The 21627-nt window shown below is 70.1% G+C and carries 23 protein-coding genes; 19 read left to right on the forward strand and 4 right to left on the reverse strand.

Annotated elements, in window-relative coordinates; translation table 11 throughout:
- Positions 1–29 precede the first annotated feature (29 nt).
- Positions 30–446 (forward strand): GNAT family N-acetyltransferase, encoded by a 417-nt coding sequence (locus OWR29_RS27165; protein WP_267566100.1) that lies wholly within the window; start codon positions 30–32, stop codon positions 444–446.
- Here OWR29_RS27165 and trpS read toward each other — a convergent pair.
- On the reverse strand, positions 435–1397 hold the full coding sequence (gene trpS / locus OWR29_RS27170; RefSeq protein ID WP_267566101.1) for a tryptophan--tRNA ligase: 963 nt from the start codon (positions 1395–1397) through the stop codon (positions 435–437). The genes OWR29_RS27165 and trpS overlap by 12 nt on opposite strands.
- Before the next feature lie 183 nt (positions 1398–1580).
- On the opposite strand from trpS, the gene pepN reads away from it, so the two are divergent.
- From pepN to OWR29_RS27200, 6 genes are read left to right on the forward strand one after another with little or no spacing between them, the layout of a single operon-like run.
- Positions 1581–4070, forward strand: coding sequence for an aminopeptidase N (pepN, locus tag OWR29_RS27175; protein ID WP_267566102.1), 2490 nt, complete (start codon positions 1581–1583; stop codon positions 4068–4070).
- A 60-nt stretch (positions 4071–4130) separates the two neighbouring features.
- Complete coding sequence (gene nadD, locus OWR29_RS27180; RefSeq protein ID WP_267566103.1) at positions 4131–4736, forward strand: nicotinate-nucleotide adenylyltransferase; 606 nt, start codon at positions 4131–4133, stop codon at positions 4734–4736.
- A gap of 40 nt (positions 4737–4776) precedes the next feature.
- Positions 4777–5166: a ribosome silencing factor gene (gene rsfS, locus OWR29_RS27185; RefSeq protein ID WP_267566104.1), complete on the forward strand. Its 390-nt coding sequence runs from the start codon at positions 4777–4779 to the stop codon at positions 5164–5166.
- Positions 5163–5789 (forward strand): histidine phosphatase family protein, encoded by a 627-nt coding sequence (locus OWR29_RS27190; protein ID WP_267566105.1) that lies wholly within the window; start codon positions 5163–5165, stop codon positions 5787–5789. Before rsfS ends, OWR29_RS27190 begins: the two co-directional genes overlap by 4 nt.
- Before the next feature lie 41 nt (positions 5790–5830).
- Positions 5831–6250, forward strand: coding sequence for a hypothetical protein (locus OWR29_RS27195; protein ID WP_267566106.1), 420 nt, complete (start codon positions 5831–5833; stop codon positions 6248–6250).
- 37 nt (positions 6251–6287) lie between these two features.
- On the forward strand, positions 6288–7136 hold the full coding sequence (locus OWR29_RS27200; protein ID WP_267566107.1) for a DegV family protein: 849 nt from the start codon (positions 6288–6290) through the stop codon (positions 7134–7136).
- Here OWR29_RS27200 and OWR29_RS27205 read toward each other — a convergent pair.
- Entirely contained in the window at positions 7133–8131 is a 999-nt protein-coding gene (locus tag OWR29_RS27205; RefSeq protein ID WP_267566108.1) for a hypothetical protein, read from the reverse strand. The genes OWR29_RS27200 and OWR29_RS27205 overlap by 4 nt on opposite strands.
- A 39-nt stretch (positions 8132–8170) precedes the next feature.
- Positions 8171–8938, reverse strand: coding sequence for a putative protein N(5)-glutamine methyltransferase (locus tag OWR29_RS27210; RefSeq protein WP_267566109.1), 768 nt, complete (start codon positions 8936–8938; stop codon positions 8171–8173).
- 1087 nt (positions 8939–10025) lie between these two features.
- Between OWR29_RS27210 and OWR29_RS27215 the strand changes: the two genes are divergently transcribed.
- The 12 genes from OWR29_RS27215 (at position 10026) to OWR29_RS27270 (ending at position 21304) form a co-directional block, all read left to right on the forward strand.
- The gene (locus OWR29_RS27215) at positions 10026–10970 is read left to right on the forward strand and encodes a ComEA family DNA-binding protein (protein ID WP_324291273.1); all 945 of its coding nucleotides are present in this window, start codon (positions 10026–10028) and stop codon (positions 10968–10970) included.
- 466 nt (positions 10971–11436) lie between these two features.
- Positions 11437–11982, forward strand: a complete 546-nt coding sequence (locus OWR29_RS27220; RefSeq protein WP_267566110.1) for a ComEC/Rec2 family competence protein — start codon at positions 11437–11439, stop codon at positions 11980–11982.
- A 9-nt stretch (positions 11983–11991) separates the two neighbouring features.
- Complete coding sequence (locus OWR29_RS27225; RefSeq protein WP_267566111.1) at positions 11992–13461, forward strand: recombinase family protein; 1470 nt, start codon at positions 11992–11994, stop codon at positions 13459–13461.
- 490 nt (positions 13462–13951) lie between these two features.
- Positions 13952–14110 (forward strand): hypothetical protein, encoded by a 159-nt coding sequence (locus OWR29_RS27230; RefSeq protein ID WP_267566112.1) that lies wholly within the window; start codon positions 13952–13954, stop codon positions 14108–14110.
- Between the two features lie 513 nt (positions 14111–14623).
- Positions 14624–15094 carry a helix-turn-helix domain-containing protein gene (locus OWR29_RS27235; protein WP_267566113.1) on the forward strand — a complete coding sequence of 157 codons (471 nt, stop codon included), beginning with the start codon at positions 14624–14626 and terminating at the stop codon, positions 15092–15094.
- A 931-nt stretch (positions 15095–16025) separates the two neighbouring features.
- Complete coding sequence (locus OWR29_RS27240; RefSeq protein WP_267566114.1) at positions 16026–16451, forward strand: helix-turn-helix domain-containing protein; 426 nt, start codon at positions 16026–16028, stop codon at positions 16449–16451.
- Positions 16438–16677, forward strand: coding sequence for a hypothetical protein (locus tag OWR29_RS27245; protein WP_267566115.1), 240 nt, complete (start codon positions 16438–16440; stop codon positions 16675–16677). The genes OWR29_RS27240 and OWR29_RS27245 overlap by 14 nt, the downstream gene beginning before the upstream one ends.
- Entirely contained in the window at positions 16674–17309 is a 636-nt protein-coding gene (locus tag OWR29_RS27250; RefSeq protein ID WP_267566116.1) for an HK97 family phage prohead protease, read from the forward strand. Before OWR29_RS27245 ends, OWR29_RS27250 begins: the two co-directional genes overlap by 4 nt.
- A gap of 18 nt (positions 17310–17327) precedes the next feature.
- The gene (locus OWR29_RS27255) at positions 17328–17588 is read left to right on the forward strand and encodes a hypothetical protein (RefSeq protein ID WP_267566117.1); all 261 of its coding nucleotides are present in this window, start codon (positions 17328–17330) and stop codon (positions 17586–17588) included.
- A 12-nt stretch (positions 17589–17600) separates the two neighbouring features.
- Entirely contained in the window at positions 17601–17750 is a 150-nt protein-coding gene (locus OWR29_RS27260) for a hypothetical protein (protein WP_267566118.1), read from the forward strand.
- Between the two features lie 17 nt (positions 17751–17767).
- Entirely contained in the window at positions 17768–18391 is a 624-nt protein-coding gene (locus tag OWR29_RS27265; protein WP_267566119.1) for a hypothetical protein, read from the forward strand.
- 30 nt (positions 18392–18421) lie between these two features.
- Positions 18422–21304 (forward strand): phage tail tape measure protein, encoded by a 2883-nt coding sequence (locus tag OWR29_RS27270; RefSeq protein WP_267566120.1) that lies wholly within the window; start codon positions 18422–18424, stop codon positions 21302–21304.
- A 7-nt stretch (positions 21305–21311) separates the two neighbouring features.
- Here the strand turns inward: OWR29_RS27270 and OWR29_RS27275 are convergent, their stop codons facing one another.
- Positions 21312–21551 (reverse strand): hypothetical protein, encoded by a 240-nt coding sequence (locus OWR29_RS27275; RefSeq protein ID WP_267566121.1) that lies wholly within the window; start codon positions 21549–21551, stop codon positions 21312–21314.
- Between the last annotated feature and the right edge of the window lie 76 nt (positions 21552–21627).

The following is a 21627-nucleotide window of genomic DNA, read 5'->3' on the forward strand; positions in this document are numbered from 1 at the left end:
CGGAAAGGGTGGCCGCCTACGGTCACGGGGTGTTGATCGAAGCCAGGCCCGCCCTGGACCCCGAGCTGGCCGCCCTGGTCGCGGCCCAGCTGCACGAGGGCGGCCAGGGTCTCGTGCCGGACGACCGGGCCGCGTACTTCGTGGCGATCGTCGACGGCCGGGCCGTGGCCTGCGGAGCCTGGTCGCCGCTGCCCGAGGTGGGTGCGGCCGAGATCAAGCGGATGTACGTGCGCCCGGCCTTCCGGGGCCGCGGCATCGCCCGCCAGATGATCGTCACGCTCGAGGAGGAGGCGCTCGTCGCCGGGCGCCCGGTGATCCGCCTGACCACCGGGGTCACCTCGCCCGCGGCGATCGCCCTGTATCAGTCCGCGGGCTACCGCCGCCTGCCGACCTGCGAGCCGGCCATGTTCTGCTTCGAGAAGCGGCTCACCGCCTCAGTCCAGTAGACCCAGGGCTGCGCGGGTACGCCGTACGGTCTCGGCGGCGCGAGGCTGCACCCAGGCCTTGCCCTCCGCCAGGATCTTGCGTACGTGGCCCGGGTCCTCGGACAACTCGGCGTAACGCGCCCTGATCGGCCCGAGCACCGCCTCGACCGCGTCGGTCACCTCCCGCTTGAGCGCGCCGTACGACGTCAGCTGCTCCGGCTCCCGGTCGGAACAGGCGCGCAGGATGCCCAGCAGATTGGTGACGCCCGGCTGGTGTTCGGGGTCGTCGCGGACCACGCCGACGGTGTCGGTGACCGCCCGCGCGATGGTCCGGCGGATCACGTCCGGCGGGTCGAGCAGCCCGATCCGGCCCGCCGCCGACGGGGTGCTCTTGCTCATCTTGCGGGCCGGGTCGGCCAAGTCCATGATCCGCGCGGCGTTCTCGGGGCGGATGCCCTCGGGCACGGTGAAGGTCGGGCCGTAGCGGGTGTTGAACCTGGTCGCGATCGTGCGGGCGAGTTCCAGGTGCTGGCTCTGGTCGTCGCCCACCGGCACCTGGTCGATGTCGTGCAGGAGGATGTCGGCCGCCATCAGCACCGGATAGGTCAGCAGGCTGAGCCGCACGCCTTTGTGGCCGGCCGACTTCTCCTTGAACTGGATCATGCGAGCCGCTTCGCCGTAGCCGGTCGCGCATTCCAGCAGGTAGTGCAGCTCGGTGTGCTCGGGCACCTGCGAATTGGCGATGATCGCGGTGCGCTGCGGGTCGACGCCGGCCGCCAGCAGCACGGTCGCGACCTGCAGGGTGTTCGCCCGCAACTGCTGCGGGTCGTGCTCCATGGTCATCGCGTGCAGATCGGCGATCATGGCGATCGAGGGTCTGTCCTGGGCCGCCACCAGCGGGCGCATGGCGCCGATCAGGTTGCCGAGGTGCAGGCGGCCGGTGGGCTGGAAGCCGGTGAGACGACGGGTCATGACGGTGTCCTTCTTGAGGTCAGGACCGCCCCGCCCAGGACATGACAACGGCCGCCCGGGAAGGGGCGGCCGCGAGATGGATGCGCGTGGGGGAGCCGCCCGTCAGGGCAGCCACCAGCCGAGGTTAGCGAAGCGCATGGGCCCACGATAGCAGCGCAACGGCCCGTATCGGATGATGGTCGGATGCCGAGCCTGACCCGCGCCGAGGCTACCGCCCGGGCCGCCACCGTCGATGTCCATGAGTACGAGGTCGACCTCGACCTGTCCGCCGAGGGCGACACCTTCGGTTCCCGCACGGTGGTGCGCTTCGGCGCCGGGGACGGCGCATCGACGTTCCTCGAGTTCGAACCGGTGAGCGTCGGCAAGATGACACTGAACGGCTCGCCGCTGCCCGACTCGGCGCTGACCGGCGGCCGGCTGCACCTGACCGGCCTGGCCGAGGTCAACGAGCTCGCCGTCGAGGCCGTCATGCGCTACTCGAACACGGGCGAGGGCCTGCACAAGTATGTCGATCCGGCGGACGGCTCGGTCTACATCTACCAGCACATGTTCATCAACAACGCGGGCCGGATCCTGCCCGCCTTCGACCAGCCCGACCTCAAGGCGTCGTTCCGGTTCACCGTGACCGCGCCGGTGACCTGGAGGGTCGCGGCGAACGGGCCGCTGCTCTCCGGAGCCGGCGGCCGGTGGGAGTTCGCGGCCACCAAGCCGATCTCGACCTACCTGTGCTCGCTCATCGCCGGGCCGTACCACGAGGTCACCGACTCGCACGACGGCATCCCGCTGGCCCTGTACGCCCGGGCCGCGCTGGCCGAGGCGCTGGAGGCCGAGGCGGCCGAGATCTTCGAGATCACCAAGCAGTGCCTCGACCGCTACCACGAGATCTTCGACATCCGGTACCCGTTCGGCCACTACCAGCAGGCCTTCGCCCCCGAGTTCAACTTCGGCGCGATGGAGTACCCGGGCCTGGTGGTCTTCCGGGACGAGTTCATCTACCGGTCGGCGGTCACCGAGAGCGAGCGCGAGCACCGGGCCAACGTGATCGCCCACGAGATGGCCCACATGTGGTTCGGCGACCTGGTGACCATGGCGTGGTGGGACGACCTGTGGCTGAACGAGTCGTTCGCCGAGTACATGGGCACCCGCATTGCGGCCGAGGCGACCCGCTTCGACGGCACCTGGACGACGTTCGCCATGCAGCGCAAGGCGTGGGGCCTGCGGGCCGACCAGCACCCGTCGACCCATCCGGTGGCGCCGGCCGAGGTCACCGACACCGACCTGGCGCTGCTGAACTTCGACGGCATCTCGTACGCCAAGGGCGCGGCCGTGCTCAAGCAGCTGGTCGCCTTCGTGGGCGACGAGGGGTTCCGGGCCGGCGTCAACGCGCACTTCGCGGCCCACGCGTACGGCAACGCGACGCTGGACGACCTGCTCGGGGCGCTGTCCGAGGCGAGCGGGCGCGACCTGACCGCCTGGGCCGACGTGTGGCTGCGCCGGGCCCAGGTCAACACGCTGCGTTCTTCCTTCACCGCCGAGGGCTCGACCTACACCTCGGTGACCATCGAGCAGACCGCGCCGGACGCGTACCCGACGCTGCGCCCGCACCGGCTCGGCATCGGCCTGTGGGACAGGGCCGGCGGCGCGCTGGTGCGCCGCAAGCTGGTCGAGGTCGAGGTGGGCGCCACGAGCCGGACCGAGGTGCCCGAACTCGCCGGTGAGCCGGTGGCCGACCTGCTGCTGCTCAACGACGGCGACCTCACCTACGCCAAGATCCGGCTCGACGAGGAGTCGGCCGCCGCCGTGCCGGCCGTGCTGCCGCTGATCGGCGACTCGCTGGCCCGGGCCGTGCTCTGGGCGGCCACCCTGGACGCGGTCGTCGACGGCGAGCGCCCGGTGGCCGAGCTGGTCACGCTGGTGCTGGCCGCGCTGCCGGTCGAGTCCGAGGTCGTCATCGTCGAGGACGTGCTGCGGGCCACCCGCAGCCTGGTCGACCGCTACGCCACCCCGGAGACCCGGCCGGCCGCCCTCGAACTGGTCGCGCAGGCCGCCGACCGCCTGCTCGCCGCGTCCGAGCCGGGCGGCTCCCGGCAGCTGGCGGCGGCCCGCGGCCTGATCGGCGCCACCGTCGACACCGCCCGCCTGAACGACTGGCTCGACGGGCGCGCGGTGCCCGAGGGGCTGGCCGTCGACGCCGACCTGCGCTGGCTGATCGTCTACCGCCTCGCGGTGCTGGGCGCGGCCGGCCCCGACGTGATCGAGGCCGAGTTCGAGCGGGACCGCAGCGCCACCGGCGAGCAGTGGGCCGCCCGCTGCCGCGCCGCCCGGCCCGACCCCAACGCCAAGGCGCTGGCCTGGGCCGCGATCATCGGGGACGCCACCCTCTCGAACCGCCTGGTCGAGATGACTGCCATCGGCTTCTGGCAGGCCGAGCAGCTCGACCTGGTGCGCGACTACGTGCCGCGCTACTTCGCCGAGATGCCGGCCATGATGCGGCTGCGCAGCGGGATGAGCGCCGAGCGGACGGCCGCGGCGGCCTACCCGGGGCTGGTGGTCGAGCAGCGTACCCGCGACCTGGCGGCCGCCCTGTTGGCTGACAAGAACCTCGACCCGATCCTGCGTCGCGTGGTCCTGGACGCCGACGACGACCTTCGGCGGGCGTTGGACGCCCGTTGATCTAGCCGTCCGACCACCCCGCCCGCCGCCCCTGACCGGAAAAAGATCTAGTCTTCTTTCATGTCGGCCCGGCGCATCGGAATCATGGGCGGGACGTTCGATCCCATCCACCACGGCCACCTGGTGGCGGCGAGTGAGGTGCAGGCACGATTCGATCTCGACGAGGTCGTTTTCGTGCCGACCGGTCAGCCGTACCAGAAGGGACGGGTCTCGCCGGCTGAGGACCGTTACCTGATGACCGTCATCGCCACGGCGTCCAACCCCCGGTTCCACGTCAGCCGGGTCGACATCGACCGCGACGGCCCCACGTACACCATCGACACCCTGCGTGACATGCGCTCGGTCTACGGCGCGGACGCCTCGTTGTTCTTCATCACCGGGGCGGACGCGCTGAACCGCATCCTGAGCTGGCGGGACGCGCTCGAGATGCTGGCCGCGGCGCACTTCGTGGGGGTCACCCGGCCCGGCTTCGAGCTCACCGACGACCACCTGCCCGAGGACAGCGTCACGCTGGTCGAGGTGCCGGCCATGGCGATCTCGTCGACCGCCTGCCGCGACCGCGTGGCCGCCGGCGAGCCGGTGTGGTACCTGGTGCCCGACGGTGTCGTGCAATACATCAACAAGCGGGGCCTCTATCGGGGGTCGGGAAATGTCACACCGGTGTGAGACGCTTGACTGACCAGATTCTCAGACCGAGAGGACTCTCTTGCCCGTCAGCGAACGCGCTCTTGAACTGGCGATGACGGCCGCGCAGGCCGCCGCCGACAAGAAGGCGCAAGACATCGTCGTGATCGATGTCGGCGACCAGCTCTACATCACCGACGCTTTCGTGATCGCTTCCGCGTCCAACGAGCGCCAGGTCATCGCGATCGTCGACGCTGTCGAGGAAGCACTGCTCAACCTCCCCGAGAAGGCGAAGCCCGTGCGCCGCGAGGGCGAACGCCAGGGCCGGTGGGTGCTGCTCGACTTCGTCGACATCGTCGTCCACATCCAGCACGTCGAGGAACGCGAGTTCTACGCCCTCGACAAGCTGTGGAAGGACTGCCCGACGATCCCGTTCGTCGACCGCGACATGGTCGACGCCGAAGCGTCGTGACGCGGCTCATCGTCTGGCGTCACGGCAACACCGACTGGAACGCGGGCCACCGCGTCCAAGGGCAGACCGACGTGCCGCTCAACGACCTCGGGCGGCAGCAGGCCGTCGACGCCGCCGAGATCCTGATTAAGCTCAAACCGGACGCGATCGTCTCCAGCGACCTGCGCCGCGCGGCCGACACGGCGGCGGCGCTGGCCGCGCTCACCGGCCTGTCGATCAGCTACGACAAGCGCCTGCGCGAGCGGTATTTCGGCGCCTGGCAGGGCAACACCATGACCGAGGTGGCCCAGCTCTTTCCCGAGCAGCACGCCCGCTGGCAGGCCGGTCAAGAGGTCGGCGGTGACGTCGAAAGCCTCGACGAGCTGGGCAAACGCGTGTCCGACGGGCTGCTCGACGCGGCCGCCCTCGCGCCCGGCGGCACCGTCGTGGTCGCGACCCACGGCGCCGGGGCCCGTCAGGGCGTGGGGCACCTGCTGGGCTGGCCGATCGAGCAGCTGCGCACCCTGCGGGCCCTGCAGAACTGCCATTGGGTCGAGCTCACCCTCGACGAGAAGCGCGGCTGGCAGCTCGCGGCGTACAACGTCGGTCCGTTCAGCGAGCGCCCGGTGCCGCCGCCGGTCTGATCACCGGGGAACCGGCGGTGATCCGGTAGCGTCCAAGCATCATGCTGACTCGGATCGTTCCCGCCCTTCTGCTCCTCGTGCTCGCCGCCGGTTGCGCCAACAACGCGTCCGACACGGGCGCCGCGGCGCCGGCCGGTACTCCGTCCCCCTCCGCGTCGGACGTCGTCGACCTGCCCCTGCCCAGCGCCAAGACCACCGGTCCGACCGGTGAGCCGTCGGCCGGGCGCCCCGCCGCGGGCGGTCAGACGATCACCGGCACGGTGACCGCCGGGGTCGAGCCCAACTGCCTGCTGCTGGCCGACGGCACCGGCAACCACCTGCTCATCTTCGACGACCCCGCGATGCGGGCCGACGCCGCCGTGGGCAGCAAGGTCAAGATCGTCGGCAACTCGCAGCCGAACATGATGTCCACCTGTCAGCAGGGTGTGCCGTTCATCGTCGTGTCGGTCGAGAAGGGCTGATTCACCAGGGCCGGGGCCGATCGGTTACCGTGCCCGCATGCCCGTCGCGGTCGTCACCGACTCCACCGCGTACCTGCCCGCCGAACTGGGCGGCTCGTATGAGCTGACCGTCGTGCCTCTCACGGTGGTCATCAACGGCTCCGACGGGCTCGAAGGGCTCGAGATTCAGCCGGCCGAGGTGGCCCGCGCGCTGGGCGGGCGCCGGGCGGCGGTCAGCACGTCGCGGCCGGCGCCGTCCCAGTTCGTGGCGGCCTACCGGCAGCTGCTCGACGCGGGCGCCGACGGCGTCGTCTCGATCCATCTCTCGGCCAAGCTCTCCGGCACCTTCGAGGCGGCCTCCCTGGCCGCGCTCGAGGTGGGCCCGCGGGTCGAGGTGGTGGACAGCGGGACGGCCGGCATGGGGCTGGGGTTCGCGGCTCTCGCGGCGGCGGCAGCGGCGCGCGAGGGTCAAGACCTTGCTTCCGTACGGCGGGTGGCGGTCGAGCACGCCGACCGGGTGAGCACGCTGTTCTACGTCGACACGCTTGAATTCCTGCGCCGGGGCGGCCGGATAGGGGCGGCCTCGGCGCTGCTCGGCACGGCGCTGGCGGTCAAGCCGATCCTGTACATGGCCGACGGGGCCATCGTCGTCAAGGACAGGGTGCGGACGGCCGGGCGGGCGCTGGCCAAACTCGTCGACCTGGCCGTGGAGGCCTCCGGCGACGGTGAGGCCGACATCGCCGTGCACCACCTGGAACAGCCCGACCGGGCGGCGGCGCTGGCCGACGCGATCACCATGCGGCTGGGCGACCGGCTGCGCGACTGCTACATCACCGAGGTCGGGGCGGTGGTGGCGGCGCACGTGGGGCCCGGCCTGGCCGGCGTGGTGGTGCACCGCCGGGGCTAGCTCCGCTTCCACCGGATCGGGTTGAGGCCGGCCACCGGCTCCAGGCGCGGGGCCAGCTCGGACCAGGGAACGGTGCGGTCGCCGATCAGCACCTCGTCGGCCGTCGGGAGCAGGGACTTCTCGTCCCAGGCGGCGCGGGTGCGCCAGCCGGACTCGTCGTCGCCCACCACGTCCAGTTCGGCTGCGGGCTCGGTGAGGTGGGTGGCCTGCCGGGCGTACTCCTGGACGGCGAGGATGGCCTCGGCCCGCCGGACCACATGGTGCAGGGGATGACCGGGACCGGCGGTGTAGGGCACGGTGCAGCCGTCGGGGTCACTGACGTACGCCATTGGGGTGATCGGCCGGGCCGACCGCGCGTACAGCTCCTCGGCCTGGGCGAACAGGGCCCGCAGATGAGGGCTGGTGGCTGAAGTGACCAGGAGGGTGCCGCGCTCGGGGGCGAAGGCCAGCGGGGGGCCGTCGACCTGGGGCGCGAGGCGTTCGAGCCAGTGCTCCAGCAGCAGGTGCGAGGTCCAGTAGGCGTCGCCGTCGTCGACGAAGCGGACGACCTCGGTGGGGGCGCTCTTGAGGGTGGCGCCGGTCAGGTTGGATCGGGCCGCGGCGAAGACCTCGTCCGGGCGTACGGCCCAGTTCCTGATCTGCTCCTCGGTCACATAGGTCATGGCCTCGGGGTGATCGATCACGACGTACTCGAAAAGGAAGGGCAACGCCGGGCGGCTCAGCGGAGCGCCGGGAGTGCAGCCGCGCAGAACGGGGCGGAGCAGGGGTTCCGCCAACTGCCAGGTCGCGGGCACGGGGTCGGCGGTGAGGGCGGACAAGTAGCTCTTGACCTGCTTGCGGCTCTGGGTGAGCAGCGGGGCCAGGTCGACTATGGATGGCTCTTGTTCGGCATTTGGCGCAAAACGGACCTGAAAGGCGCGGGCGTCGTAGCGTACGGCCTTGAAGCCGGCCTTGCGCAGTCGCCGGACCACCCTGGTGGCCAGCCTGACCCGCACGAACCTCCTCAGCAGGCCCACCCTGGACGCCTCTCTTCCCTAGACCTTCCGGGCCCTGATCACTCGGGCATCGAGATCTTCGTCGGTGATCACTTCGCCGTCCAGACCCGACTTTCGCAGGGCCTCGATCGCACCTCGTTCCTGCGCTTCGGTGATCTCGGACAGCAGGATGCCGATCTCGGAGAGCCATTTGGGAGCGCTCCCGGCGACGCGGCGAAAGATATCAAGACCGTCCGGGCCGCCGTCGAGGGCCGTCAGCGGCTCATGATCGCGGGCCTCGGCCGGCAGGAAGGGGATGTCGGCGCTGGCCACGTACGGGACGTTGGCGACCAGGACGTCGACCCGCAGGTGGCGGGGGAGCGGGTCGAAGAGGTCGCCCTGGTAGACGTGCGGGACACCGTTGTCGCGGGCGCAGGCGGTGGCGGCCGGGTCGAGGTCGGCGGCGTGCAGCTCGAGGCCGGAGAGGCGGTGACGGACGGCCAGGCCCAGGGCGCCGGAGCCGCAGCAGAGGTCGAGCAGGACGTCGGGTTTGTGGGCGACGGCCAGGTCGACCAGGAGGCGGCTGCGGACGCGGGGGACGAAGACACCCGGCCGCAGGCGTACGCGAATGCCGGCGAAATCGGCGTAGCCGACCACCTGCTCCAGGGGCTCGCCCTGCGCGCGGCGCTCGACGAAAGCGTTCAAGGTCGACTCGTCCGGGGCGGCCTCGCGGAGGACGGCGGCCTCCTCCTCGGCGAAGACACAGCCGGCCGCCCGCAGGCGGACCGTGGCCGTGGCCAGCGCATTCTCGGTGATCGACAAGCTCATCCCATATCACAGGCCGGCGGGGGCGCCGGAGTTATCCACAATGCGCCGCTGTCCACAGGGGGCGGGGCGCGGGGGCTGTCTTCTTCCTAACGTGCGGGGCGTGCGAGAGCGGAAGCCGGCCGACGATGCCGTAGCCCAGAGGCTCCGGGCGGTGCTCGGCGGCCCGGTCCCATCTTTTACTACGGGCGCCACCCCGGGGTCGGGTGGTCCGTCCTCGCGTCCGTCGCCGCCGGGTGGCGGTGGTGCTGCGCCGGATTTCGACGCTGGTCCTGGGCCGGCTCTTGGCGTTGGTCCTGCGCCGGATTTCGACGCCGGGCCTGCGTCAGCTGTCGGCGTTGGTCCTGCGCCGGGTTTGGGCGCTGGACCGTCTGCCGGTCACTGGTCTTCGCCCGACGGCATTGTTACCGGGCCGCATGGCGATGGGCTGGCCGAATTGGCCGAAGTCCGAGAGCCGCTGCAGTGGTCCGACATCATCCCGGGGTGGCCCGACGACGTAAACCTGGAGGCGGCGCCCAGCGCCGTATTTCAGCCGGCCCCGCCTTCGCGACCTGCTGAACCTTCGCCGCTTGCTGAACCTTCGCAAGCTGCCGCGCCATCTCTCGCGGCGAACGGCTACCGGGCGGGGACGCCGTGGGCCACGCCGCCGGCTTCGCACCATCCAGCCTCCGCCGCAGCCACCCCGCCGCTGACGTCAACCTCGCCGCCTGCGGCTCCTCCTCGGCCCGACGTGCTATCGGCTGGTGTGTCGCCGTCACTCGCTGTGCCGACACCCCGCGTGCCAACACCTCCTGTGTCACCAGCCGCTGTCCCATCTCCACTCGCCGAGCTGCCACATACGGTGCCGTCGCCCGGTGTGTCGGTGTCGCCGCGGGATCGGGTGCCGGTAGGGCTAGCGGTCGACGAGCTTGAGTTCTCGGGCGTAGCTGGGCCGTCGGGGTTTCCGTTGCCGGCCGCGCCGCCGGGCCCGGCTGTCTCGGAGCGGGTTGAGGTCGCGCCGGCGCCGGCGATCGTTGCTGTGCGGTCGGCGACCGGGGCCTATCCCGTGGTCGGGGGTGGCGATCTTCAGTCCTCGCATCTTGGAGACCTCATGCCCGAATCGGAGCCCTACCGGAGCCAGGCCGGCGTTCGTGCGGCGGTGCCGGGGGAGCGTCGGCTGCCGCCGCCCGACTGGTCGCCGTCACAGGGCGAAAGCTACTACGCGCCCGGGCATCCGCTTCATCGGCCGGAATCGGGGGACGACGGCTATCCGCCGTCGGAGGACTACACGTTCGATCCGGCGGAGGAGCGGTTCGAGTACACCGGCTCGACGTTGCCCGAACCGGAGACTCTGACCGGTGCGGGAGCCTTCGGCGGCTCGGAGGAAGGCGGTGGGCGGCGGTTCGGGCTCGGCGCCTTCGACCCAGGGCGGCGAGGCGTCCGAGCGCTGGCTGCGGTCGCCGCTCTGGTCATCCTGGTGGCCGCCGTTTTGGCCTGGCGGGCGCGGCCACAGGTTGATCCAGTCGCTCCGCCTCCGCTGGGAGCCGTCGAGTCCGGGAGTGGCGACGGTGAGGCTGCCCCGCCCGTAGCGGGCCGCGGTTCTGCCTCAGCGCCCGCCGAGGTGGTCGTGGCGGTGGGCGGCAAGGTGCGTAAGCCAGGCCTGGTGCGGCTTGCTCCCGGTGCTCGGGTGGCCGATGCCCTGACCGCCGCGGGTGGTGCCGACCCGGGCGTGGATGTGGCCGTTCTGAACCTGGCTCGCAAGGTCGTGGACGGCGAACTGATCATGGTCGGCGTAACCCCACCGCCTGGTGCGGTCCCGCCCGCCGGCGCCGGTCCCGCCGCGGGTGGCACCCCGGGTGCCGGCAGCCCGGTCAACCTGAACACGGCCACCCTGGCCGACCTGGACGGCTTGCCCGGCGTGGGTCCGGTGCTGGCTCAGCGCATCCTCGACGCCCGCGATGCCCAGGGTGGCTTCCGCGCCGTGAGCGACCTCCGCAAGGTCGACGGGATCGGCGATGCCCGCTACGAGCAGCTCAAAGGCCTGGTGACGGTATGACTCCCGTTTCCGGCCACGCCGCCCATGCCCTCGGGCGCGGACGCCACACCTCCTTTCGTCGGGTTCGCCGGGCCTCGCCGGTGCGACCTGAGCCCTGGTGTCAGTCGTGAGCGGCGGTCGTCGGGAAACGGCTAAGCGGGCCGGCGGGCCGGTGGACTTGCGGCTGGCCGGCTTCGCGGTGGCGGTCTGGATGGCGGCGCTGGCAGCGCTCTACCTGTCCGCGCGGGCCGGGCTGCTGCTTGGTGCGGGGGCTTTGCTCGCAGCCGTGTTGGTCGGCATGGCAGGTGGCTTGGGGCACGGCAGGGCTGACTCCTCCGTCGGGCGGAGTGAAGGCTCCGCATCGGCGCCGGGTGGGAGTCGATCCAGGGCGAGTGGGTCCGGCGGCGGGTGGTTGCGTGCCGGTCGATGGGTGGGACTCGCGGTTCTGCTCGGGGTGGCTTGTGGGGCGGTCGCCACGGCGGCTCGGGTGAGCGTTCGGGAGGCTCGTGGGTTGGTCGCCCTGGTCGAGGCGGGGGATCCGGTCTCGCTGCGGATGGTCGTGCGGGACGATCCACGGGCGCTCCGCGGGTCGACGGGGCGGCCACCGACGTACATCGTGGCGGTTGACCTCGAAGCCGTGCGGACCGAAGAGAGCGGCGGGCTGCGGCTGTCAGCGCGGGCCTTGGTGCTGGGCAGCGACCCGAGCTGGCGAGGGCTGTTGCCGGGGCAGCGGGTGACGGCCAAGGGCAAGCTGCTGCCGCCGCGCGGAGGGGACTTGCGGGCCGTGGTGGCCTCGGTGCGGGAAGCTCCGGTGCTGGTCGGGCGGCCGTCGTGGGCGCAGCGGGCCGCCGGTGTGCTGCGGGCGGGGCTGCAGCGGGCCTGCGAACCGCTGCCCGATCGGCCCGGCGGACTGCTGCCGGGGCTGGTCGTGGGGGACACCAGCCGGCTCGACCCGGCGCTCGAGGAGGACTTCCGCACGACCGGGATGACCCACTTGAACGCGGTTTCCGGCACGAACGTTCGGCAGACATAGTATTTGCGCATGACCGCAACGATGCCCGGCCGGACGGCCGTCCGGCACGCCGTGATCTACGCCCGCGTGTCCGCCGATGACCAGCGCCAACGCCGGTCCGTCGGCCAGCAAGAACAGGAATGCCGAGACGTCGCAGCCGACGCCGATTGGACCGTGGACCAGGTGTTCACCGACAACGACCGGTCGGCCAGCCGGTACGCCCGCAAGGTCCGCGAGGCGCACGCCGAACTGCTGGCCTACCTCGCCACGGCAGACGTGCAGGTCTTGATCCTCTGGGAGCCGTCGCGTGGGGACCGCGAGCTGGAATCGTGGGCCGGGTTGTTGAACCTGTGCCGCCGCCGGGGCATCCGCATCCACATCGCCATGCACCGGCGGACGTACGACCTCGACCAGGCGCGGGACTGGCGGACGTTGGCCGAGGACGGGGTGGATTCGGCGTACGAGTCGGAGAAGACCCGAGAGCGCATAATGCGGCACGTGCGCGACAACGCCATGCAAGGCCGCCCCCACGGGAAGCTGCGTTACGGGTTCCGGCGGGTCTATGACGACCGGGGCGCGTTCGTCGCGCAGGTCCACCACGAAGAGCAGGCGGCCATCATCCGCGAGGCGGCCCGCCGGGTGTCCGCCGGTGAGGCGTTGTACGGCATCGCCCAAGACCTGAACGACCGTGGCGTGCCCGCGCCGCGCGGGGCGACGTGGCAGCCGACGCAGATCAAACGGTTGGTCACAGACCCGGCCTACATCGGTCAGCGCGTCCACCAAGGGCGGGTGGTCGGCCCGGCCGTCTGGGACGCCATCTTGGACGAGCAGACGCACGCCGAATGTGTGGCCCGGTTGACCGACCCGGCCCGGCGCACCCAGCACGACACCGCCATCCGGCACCTGTTGTCCGGGGTGATGACGTGCGCCGAATGCGGTTCTCGGATGCGGGTGCAGAAAAACCGGGGATACCTGGCGTACCTGTGCGTGGACAAGTTCTGTACGTCCGTGGAGACGACCAAGGTCGAGGGGTTCATCACCGACATGGTGCTGGCCCGGTTGTCCCGGCCAGACGCCCACGAGCTGTTCGCCGCCCGGCGAGACGACGGCACCGCCGACGCCCGCACCGAGGCCGCAGAGCTGCGCACCCGGTTGGACGGGTTCTATGCCGCCGCCGCAACAGGGGGCCTGTCACCCGCCGGCCTGGCCGCCATCGAGGCGCGCCTGCTGCCGCAGATCGAGGACGCCGACCGCCGGTCCGTCGTGGTGCCGGTGCCGTCGTTGTTGCGCGACACGGCCGGGCCGGACGCCGCCGCCCGGTGGGACCGCATGACGATGGTGCAGCGCCGGGAGCTGTTGCGTCTGGTCGTCGTCCCCAAGGTAGCCAAGGGCCGGAAGGGGCAACGCGGGCCGATCGACCCGATGCGCCTGGGCGCGTCCCGGTGGGTTGGCGACGATCGCACCTGGGCCGAAATCTGGGCCGCCGACAACAACGGATAAGCCCTTTTCGGGGTGGCGTGGGGTCGAATCTGCCGGGTGTTGGATTCGTCTAACGCGCGGTAGATTGTTGCCGTCTCATCGCCGGTTTTGGACGGCGACGGGGTGGACGGCTTTTCCCCGCCGACCTTTTATCCGCAACAGGAGGCACAGGAGAAGGAATTGTGTGAAACCTGTTGCCTGCCAAATCGCCAGCTGAACGCCGGATCGTCGCCAAGATAGCTGTCACCGTCCGGGACCACGGTCCCGATGCACCGGAACTGCCTGAGTTGCGGCGTGACCTTAAGGCCGCGAATGTCGAGGCGCTCATTCGGTCGGCCGTAGACGCCGCCCCGCCATTCACCGACGAACAACGCACCCGTCTCGCCGCGTTGCTGCGCCCTTCCGGGCCGGACGCCACCGAATGATGGGCGTCACCGAGGCGCGCAAACCGTGCAACGACACGGAGTTGTTCCGCCGAAACGCCGCGACTATCTGCCGCGTCCTGTTCCTCATGGAATCCCTGCACCCGTTGCCCGCCAAGGACAGTCCCGCATGGACCGACCTGGAAGAGGCGTACGAGGCGTTGGGCGATCTGCTCGACCGGAAACCTACAGCGGCCGCACCGCCGCGCCCTTCCAGCAACAAGAAGAAGAACGGCGGTGCCCCATGAAGGACATAAAAGAAGACCGGCCCGTTGGCATCGGACCGGCCCCCAACAACGACGACATACAGACCACGACCACGGTAACCCGAATGGCCGCGCCGGGGGGAGCGGGAATCTGGGTGGCGTCGTGACGTCGTTCCGGGACCACCTCGACGCCGTGGATTGGGGCCGGGCGGTTCACCTGGGCGGTTCGTTGGTCGCTGCTATTGCTGTCTCGCCTACAGGTCAGGAATGGCCGTGGCTGTTCAACGACGGGGACGACCTCGGCTGCGCGTGCGGGAAATGCGCGCCGCATGAACAGACAGGCCGGCTGCCAGACCTGGTGCGCAAGCGCGTGCATGGCACGTGCTGGCGAAAGGGATGCGAAGAGACGGCCGAACGGCGCGGCGCCTGGTGCTCTTGGCACGCACTCACCGCGTGCGAAGGCACGACGAAGAAGGGCCTGCCGTGCCGCCGAGACGTCGGGCATGGCAGTGGCCGGTGCGCCGACCACAACCCGTCTGCGCGACAGGGGCGGACATGACGACCGACCGCGAGGTCCACCCATGCGACCGGTTCGATTGGGAGGGCATCGTCTTGTCGTGCCGGTGGTCTGGCCTCATCGGCGGGACGGGCCGCCCCGGCACGACCCGGAAGCAGACGCGCGGCGGAATCGCAGGGCCGACATTCAAGGCCGTGGCGTTGGTCTACGCAACACACGCCAATCCAGACGGGTCACGCGTGTTCCCTAGTGACGCCCGCGTCGCCGTTCTATCGGAAGTAGGGATGGCGACGGTAAAGGCCATCCGTCAGAAGCTCATCGAATTGGGCTTGTTAACGCCGGACGGCCGGGAAGGCCGAGCACCGCGCTATCGCCTCACCATGCCGAGTGACCTGTTCGAGCACGTCGAATTCTGGTCTCCCGCCCAGATAACCGAGACGGCCAAGGCCATGCGGGATCGTCGTCGCGGACCTCGGGGGTCGTCATCCACAGATGTGGACAACGAATGAAGGGGCGTCCGATGGGGGTATCCGGCGGAGCCCCCCAACACACCCCGGGGCCGTCTGCTTGGGGGTATCCGGCGGAGCCCCCTAAACGCGCTTGGGGGTATCCGGCGGAGGGCGTTGGGGGTATCCGGCGGAGCCCCGTACCAACCAGAGACCAGCCACACACCGACCAACCAGAAGCCGCGTGGGTTGTTCTTCGTACGGCCGCAACCGGTGCGTGTGTGCGCGATGCCGTACCAATCCAAAGACATTCACCGATGGATAGGTGGAAGAGATGCAACGCACGAATGCAGCCGTCGCAATCGCTGAAGCACGAGCACGCATCGCAGCACGCAGCCGACAGGTCAAGGCCGACACCACACCGTTGGTGCCTGCGCATGGCACGACAGCACAACGTCTCGCAGACCTGCCGATGTGTCGGGCCGCACGCGACGGCCAACGATGCGGCGTTGCGCTCGACCCGGACGGCACGTGCCCTGTCGGTGACAGGCACGACCAGGCGGCCGATGGGTAGCCCGGCAGGTAGGGGGGAGGGGTCAACACGTAAACGCGTGGACCTGGAAACCCCGCGCCCCGTCTCCAATTCTCTCTCTACAGGTGTAATTCGCTCGGCTAACGAACTGCGAAACGCGAAGGCGCGGACGCAGTGGGCCGCGATGGACCCGGCCCGTCGGCGCGCGTTGAACGACGCCCGGTTGGACCGTCTGCGAGACGCGTTGTGCGCCGGTGGTTGCGGCCGGATGTTGGCGCGGGGTCCGGGGTCGTTGCCGCCAGGGCAGCGGACGTGTCGTCCGTGTCGCCGTGCCCGGTCGGCCGGGACCGGCCCGCCGACCCGAACGGGACGGCCACAGACGGCCGAAACCCCGTCTCGGGTGCAACCGGGTACCCCCGCCCGGTCTGGGGCGTCTGAGACGCGCCGGTTGGGGGTGGCGTCGTGACGGCCCCGGTGATGTTCGGCGTGCTGGACGCCGCGTCGCGCCGGTCGCTGGCGCACGCGCTGATGTTGGAGCAGGCGTGGATGCGTCGGAACGGTGCGGACCTCCCGCCGCAGCTCGTGGGCCTGTTGGACGCACTGCTGGGGCCGGACGCCGACACCGGACAGGCGCAGGCAATCGATGGCGCGCGCCGGAAGGCGATTCGGGACACGGCCGAGCCGGCTGGCCCAAGGTCGTCGCATGTAGACGGTGCGGCGGTGGTGACGTTCCGGGAAGCGGCCCGGCGTCTCGCCGTGCATCCGTCGACCGCCAGGCGAATGGCCGCGCGTGGCGACCTCGATGCGGTGGGCGCGGGAGCGGGCCGCCGGGTCACCGTCCGAAGCATCACGGACTACGTGGAAGGGGGTCGTCGTGGCGACCGATGACGAGCTGTTTGCGGACGTCGCAGAGACGATGCACGACGCGGCGGCCAAGGTGCTGGCTGAACAGGCGATCGACCTGATGGCGAGGTCGTTCTACCTGCGCGAGAAATTCGAGTCCGAACGGGCGCGCACCGACCCGGAGTACCGCGCCACGTTGGTGGAAGAGCTGTTCGCCCAGCAGGAGGAAATGCGGCAGCTGTTGCGCGCTGGTGGCGAGGTGGATTGGTGACCGCCGCGACCGGCCGGAAGGCGGCAGTGTCCGGCACCGTGGACGTCGGCCCCGGCCGGTCGGTGCCGGGCCTCGACGTCGCGCCGGGCATCGGCACCGTCGTGGTGGCGTTCGCGGACCTGCGGCCCGGCGCGGTGGACCGCGACGGCGACACCTATGAACGGGGCGCGTTCACCGGCAACACCGGGCCGGTGCCGTTCGGCCCGTGGAACCACAGCGTCAACGACATGGGGCCGTGGAACCTTCCGATCGGCGTCGGCCAGGTCACCGAAGAAGGCGACCTGGCGGTGTTCCGCGGAGTCCTGTTCGACACGCCCATGGCGCGGATGCACCTCGAGGTGCTGCGCGGTCTGGGCGCGCGGGCCGAATACAGCTACGGGTTCGGCGTCACGGCGTCCCGGCGGGCCACGCCGAGAGACGGCACCGGCGCGTCTCGGGTCATCCAACGCGTCAACGTCCACGAGGTGTCCCCCGTGCTGCGCGGCGCGGGCGTCGGCACGCACACCGTCTCGCTCGGCCAGACCGACGCCGACGGCGACGTGCGCGCCATCTACGACCGGGTGCAAGTCGAACGCATCCGGGACCAGCGAGAACTACAGGCCGTCGCGGCGCGTGTCCGCGACCAGACCTAGCAGACGGAAGGAAGCCCGATGGCTGTTACGGCGCAACGCATCACGGCGTCCACGACGCCCGTCGCCCTCAACACCGCCGCCGGTAGCGGGGAGCGACTGATCATCAAGAACACGTCCGCGAACGCCGCCGACTTGGGCGGCCCGACCGTCGCCGCCGGTGCCGGATTCGACCTCGCCGCCGGGGCCACCGTCGGCCCGATCGACCTCGACCCCGGCGATGTCGTGTACGCCATCCGGTCGGCCGCCGCCGACGCCACCCTGTCCGTACTCCGAGTCTGATCGGACCCCGCCATGCAGACCACGAAGAACAACAAGGCCGTGTGGACCCACGAGACGAAGGACGTCCCGCCGCCGCCCGATCCCGACCTGGACCAGCCGGCTGATGCCGCCCCGGTCGCAGACGACGCCGCCGACGACGACCGCGAGGGGAACGACCGATGACGACACGCGCCGAATACTTGGCCGACCTGCGCCAAAGGGCCGCCGACCTCCCGGCCGGCCTTCCGGCGGCCGAAAGGTTCCGCCGGTTGGGCCTAGTGCCGCCGTTCGAGCCGGACGTGTTCGTGGCCGTGCAGCCGGACCCGTACGTCACGTCGGTTGCGCCCACACCGGTGCATCCCGCCGTGGCTGCCGCGTCCGAAGAACTCGACGCGGCCCGTGCGGCGTTCGACGCCGCCAACAACGCATGGTTGGAGGCGCGCGCCTACCGGGAAGCGCTCGAACAACAGGGTGACGAGACGTTCGGTGGCCGCGTGTTCGCCCCCGACTACATCGTGGGTGAGCCCAACCCTGACGTGGACCGGCACCGCAAGATCGTGCGGACTGCGAAGAAGGCCGAAGACGAGGCGTGGCAGGCACGCGGCGAGGCGGCCAAACGCGCCGAACAGGCATCGAGCTTCCACACCGGTCTTGCGGCGGCCGTCGCCATCGACCAGTCCGCCGCGACCCTGGCCGCCGACCAGGCCGCGCAAGACCACCGGTTGCGCGCGGCAGGCATCCACCCCGACAACGAAGGGGAACCGGAACGCCGCCCCCGCCGCCCGTTGATCGCCTTCGGCCGTAGCCGGATGCCTCGCGGCTAACCGCCACCACCCGCGATAGGAGAGGCCCCCATGACGTCACCCGGTGGCGGTTCGCTCGGCGCGTTGTTCGTGTCCGTGCGGCCCGAGACAACCCGGTTCGAGCCCGAACTGTCGTCGGCCACGGTCAAGGCCGGAGAACGGGCGGCCGACGCCGCCGGTCCCGGCATGGGCCGCCGTCTGGCATCGCACATCAGCACCGCGCTGGCCGCCGGGACCGGCATCCTGGCGGTCGGTCTGGCCAAGGGCCTCGGGGCGGCGGTCAAATCCGCGTCCGACCTGAACGAGACGATCAGCAAGACCAACACCGTGTTCGGCAAGAACAGCAACGAAATCCAGCGGTGGGCCTCGCAGGCGTCAACGTCCATGGGCCAATCGAAGAAGGCCGCCCTGGACGGTGCGGCCACGTTCGCCATCTACGGCAAACAGGCCGGGCTGACCAGCAAAGACCTGGTGGGATTCAGCACCGGCCTGTCGGGTTTGGCGTCCGACATGGCGTCGTTCTCTAACACGTCACCTGAGGAAGCCATCGAGGCCATCGGCGCGGCCATGCGCGGCGAATCGGACCCGATCGAGAAGTACGGCGTCCTGCTGAACGAGGCGTCGCTCAAATCGACCGCCCTGAAGAACGGCATCATCAACACCACCAATCAGGCGTTGACCCCGCAACAGCGCGTCCTTGCCGTGCAGGCCGCCCTGTACGAACAGTTGGGCACCAAGGGGTCCAAGACGATCGGTGATTTCGAGCGAACGTCAGCCGGTCTGGCCAACCAGCAGCGCATCGCCAAAGCCGAACTCGCCAATTTCGGGGCGGAGATCGGCACGTCGTTCTTGCCGGTGGTCACCCGCCTGGTCAAGAAGTTCAACGAGGAGATGTTGCCCGCCTTCCAGACGTTGTGGCGTCGTGAAGGTCCCGCCGTCGTGTCGTTCGTCTCGGGTGCCGCCGACAAGTTCGGCGGATTCGCCACGAAGGTTGCCGACGCCGACATCAGCGGGTGGATCGACAAATTCCGCGACGCGGCCGGGGCCGCCGCGCCGTACGTCAAGACGTTCATCGCCAATTTCCGGGAAGGCGGCAAAGACACGTTCGCGGACACCTTGAAGGTGTCCGGGGCGGGCATGAAGTTCTTGGCCGACAACGTGGACACATTGGTGAAGGCGTTGCCCGCCATCGCCGCCGTCGTGGCCATTAAGGAGTTGGCGACGACGGTTTCCACCTTGGCTGAACCGTTCCGTGTCGCCGGAATGTTCGCGCAGGCCGCCGCCACCCGGCAGTTGGCTGCGTCCACTGCCGCGCTGGCCGCGTCGTCCGGCACCGCCGCCGCCACGACCCCGGCCGCTGCGGCGGGCACCACCGCGTTCGGTGGCGCGATTCGTTTCGCCATGGGGCCGCTCGGTCTGATCATCACCGTTCTCGGTGCAGCGACGGCAGCGGTCGTCTACCTGTATAAGCACAACGAGACGGCCCGGAAAATCATCGACGGGGCCTGGAAGTTCATTAAGAAGGCCATCAAGGTGGTGGGCGATTGGATCACCGACACCTTGTGGCCGTCCATCAAACGCGCCATCAGCCAATTGGTGGAATCGTGGAAGTGGCTGCGAGACACCACCTCGGGTGCATGGAACGCCATGAAAGACAAGGTGGTCGGGGCCTGGCACGGCCTACGCGACGGAGTAATGGGCGGGTGGAAGTTCATCCGCGACAAGGTCTTCAACCCGGTGAAGAACTTCGTCAGCAAGACAATCCCTGACGCATTCAAGAGCGGCGTCAATACGGTCAAGGCGTGGTGGGACAAGCTCAAGGATTTCGCCGCTACCCCAGCCCGGTTCGTCATCAACACCGTGTTCAACGGCATCGGTGGCGTGTTCAACAAGGTGGCCGATTTCCTGCACCTGCCGGGCAATCTGCGCGCCCCTGAATTTAAGGCCAATTTCGCGCACGGCGGCCAGTTCTCAGGCCGGCTGCCAGGTGCGCCCTCGGACGTCGACAACATGGTCGGTTACGGGCCGGGCGGGCAACCCATCGGCTTGGCCGGTGGCGAATACGTCGTCAACGCCCGACAGACGAAGAAGCACCTGCCGGTCCTGCAGGCCATTAATGACGGGCAGTTCAAGGGCTATGCGTTCGGCGGCCTGATCGATTTCCTGTCCAACCCCGTCAAGTACGTGAAGGGCAAGGTGTCCGGTGTCATCGGTCGCATCCGCGATGTGGCAGGTGGCCCGTACGGAGAAGCGCTCATCGCCATGGCCGACCGTGTGCGAGACGGCGCGATTGATCGCCTGAAATCGCTGATGGGTGGGCTATTCGGCGACGGGGGTGGACGCCGGGGTGGGTCGGGGACATTCGGCGGTTGGCCGTCGTCTCCTTCGGCCCAACGAGGCGATTCCGGCGTGTGGCGCGGCATCGTTTCCCTGATCCGTTCCACCGGCCCGATCTCGGGGTCGTTCGGCAACGCCTACCGGCCGGGTGACCCCAAGTGGCACGGGTCCGGCCGGGCCGTCGACTGGATGGGCTACAACCAGGACGCCCTCGCGTCCTACCTGGCCGCCCGGCGGCCGTTGGAGCTCATCCACCGCACCCGACACCGGGACTACGCGTACACGCGCGGCGTCAACAAGGGATCGTTCAACAACGCCCTGATGCAGCAGCACCGCAACCACATCCACGTGGCGTTCGGTGCCGGTGGCAAGGTGCCCACGTTTGACACCGGCGGCGTTCTCGCGCCCGGCTACAACATGGTCCACAACGCGACCGGCCGCCCGGAACCGTTGCGCCGCGCCGACCAACCGATGCGTTGGCACCCGGCCGACCTGCGGATGTTGGCTCAGATGATGGCCCAGGAGATGCGGACCGTCGTCGGGGCCACCGCCTATTCGGCCGGTCGGCAGACACAGCTCTACGCCAGGGGCGCCTGACGGCCGGTCAGTCGGTGATTCCGGCCGCCCGCAGAATGCGCCGCACCTGTTCGCGGCTGTAGCCGGTGACGTCCACGATGTCGCGCTGCCGGACGCCCGCCTGTGCCGCCGCCACGATGGTGTCGGCCAGGCGTTGGCGGGCCTCGGGGACGTCGGCCCGCCGGGCAGCCAACGTCTCTTGCGCCTCGACCACGGCGGCCTGCGCGTCGGCGTACGCCCGCGCGGCCGTCTCAAGGTCTTTCAGCACGGCGGTAGTCAAGCACTCGGGTAGGTGAGGCCACGCCGGAACGGCGTCGTGTGGCCTCACACGGGTGACGCATGAG

The sequence above is a fragment of the Paractinoplanes pyxinae genome, from assembly GCF_026626335.1.
Taxonomy (GTDB): Bacteria; Actinomycetota; Actinomycetes; order Mycobacteriales; family Micromonosporaceae; genus Actinoplanes; species Actinoplanes pyxinae.

Coding starts and splice junctions, on each gene's coding strand:
- OWR29_RS27225 (WP_267566111.1), top strand. CDS start 11,992: ATGACCGCAACGATGCCCGGCCGGACGGCCGTCCGGCACGCCGTGATC.
- OWR29_RS27195 (WP_267566106.1), top strand. CDS start 5,831: ATGCTGACTCGGATCGTTCCCGCCCTTCTGCTCCTCGTGCTCGCCGCC.
- OWR29_RS27260 (WP_267566118.1), top strand. CDS start 17,601: ATGCAGACCACGAAGAACAACAAGGCCGTGTGGACCCACGAGACGAAG.
- OWR29_RS27255 (WP_267566117.1), top strand. CDS start 17,328: ATGGCTGTTACGGCGCAACGCATCACGGCGTCCACGACGCCCGTCGCC.
- OWR29_RS27235 (WP_267566113.1), top strand. CDS start 14,624: ATGACGACCGACCGCGAGGTCCACCCATGCGACCGGTTCGATTGGGAG.
- pepN (WP_267566102.1), top strand. CDS start 1,581: ATGCCGAGCCTGACCCGCGCCGAGGCTACCGCCCGGGCCGCCACCGTC.
- OWR29_RS27270 (WP_267566120.1), top strand. CDS start 18,422: ATGACGTCACCCGGTGGCGGTTCGCTCGGCGCGTTGTTCGTGTCCGTG.
- trpS (WP_267566101.1), bottom strand. CDS start 1,397: ATGACCCGTCGTCTCACCGGCTTCCAGCCCACCGGCCGCCTGCACCTC.
- OWR29_RS27210 (WP_267566109.1), bottom strand. CDS start 8,938: ATGAGCTTGTCGATCACCGAGAATGCGCTGGCCACGGCCACGGTCCGC.
- OWR29_RS27230 (WP_267566112.1), top strand. CDS start 13,952: ATGGAATCCCTGCACCCGTTGCCCGCCAAGGACAGTCCCGCATGGACC.
- nadD (WP_267566103.1), top strand. CDS start 4,131: ATGTCGGCCCGGCGCATCGGAATCATGGGCGGGACGTTCGATCCCATC.
- OWR29_RS27200 (WP_267566107.1), top strand. CDS start 6,288: ATGCCCGTCGCGGTCGTCACCGACTCCACCGCGTACCTGCCCGCCGAA.
- OWR29_RS27215 (WP_324291273.1), top strand. CDS start 10,026: ATGCCCGAATCGGAGCCCTACCGGAGCCAGGCCGGCGTTCGTGCGGCG.